The sequence below is a fragment of the Photorhabdus heterorhabditis genome, from assembly GCF_001280945.1.
Lineage (GTDB): Bacteria > Pseudomonadota > Gammaproteobacteria > Enterobacterales > Enterobacteriaceae > Photorhabdus > Photorhabdus heterorhabditis.
Genome location: NZ_LJCS01000176.1, coordinates 1 through 1,163, shown reverse-complemented (window position 1 = coordinate 1,163; position 1,163 = coordinate 1). Strand labels below are relative to the sequence as shown.

Annotated in this window: 1 protein-coding gene; it reads left to right on the top strand. The window is 50.3% G+C overall.

The window, feature by feature from the left end:
- On the top strand, window positions 1-1,163 hold a 1,163-nt coding region (gene tuf, locus AM629_RS21155; protein WP_054481771.1), incomplete at both ends, for an elongation factor Tu.

Sequence of the window (1,163 nt, the reverse complement as noted above, 5' to 3'; positions counted from 1 at the left end):
TTTGAACGTACAAAACCGCACGTTAACGTTGGTACTATCGGCCACGTTGACCATGGTAAAACTACCCTGACTGCTGCAATTACTACTGTACTGGCTAAAACCTACGGTGGTAACGCTCGTGCATTCGACCAGATCGATAACGCACCCGAAGAAAAAGCGCGTGGTATCACCATTTCTACTTCTCACGTAGAATACGACACCCCAAGCCGTCACTATGCGCACGTTGACTGCCCAGGCCACGCCGACTATGTTAAAAACATGATCACCGGTGCTGCTCAGATGGACGGTGCGATCCTGGTAGTTGCGGCGACTGATGGCCCAATGCCACAGACGCGTGAGCACATCCTGTTAGGCCGTCAGGTAGGCGTTCCTTACATCATCGTATTCCTGAACAAATGTGACATGGTAGACGATGAAGAGCTGCTGGAACTGGTTGAGATGGAAGTCCGTGAACTGCTGTCTCAGTATGATTTCCCAGGTGATGACACTCCAGTTATCCGTGGTTCTGCGCTGAAAGCACTGGAAGGTGATGCAGAGTGGGAAGCAAAAATCATCGAACTGGCAGAAGCCCTGGACAGCTACATCCCAGAACCAGAGCGTGCAATTGACCAGCCATTCCTGCTGCCAATCGAAGACGTGTTCTCTATCTCTGGCCGTGGTACGGTTGTCACCGGTCGTGTAGAGCGCGGTATCGTTAAAGTGGGCGAAGAAGTTGAAATCGTGGGTATCAAAGATACCACTAAAACCACTTGTACTGGTGTAGAAATGTTCCGTAAACTGCTGGACGAAGGTCGTGCGGGTGAGAACGTAGGTGTTCTGCTGCGTGGTACCAAACGTGACGAAATCGAACGTGGTCAGGTACTGGCAAAACCAGGTTCAATTAAGCCACACACCACTTTCGAATCAGAAGTTTATATTCTGAGCAAAGACGAAGGTGGCCGTCATACTCCATTCTTCAAAGGCTACCGTCCACAGTTCTACTTCCGTACAACTGACGTGACCGGAACTATTGAGCTGCCAGAAGGCGTAGAAATGGTGATGCCAGGTGATAACATTCAGATGGTAGTTACCCTGATTGCGCCAATCGCAATGGACCAGGGTCTGCGCTTCGCTATCCGTGAAGGTGGCCGTACAGTAGGTGCTGGTGTTGTTGCTAAAGTTAT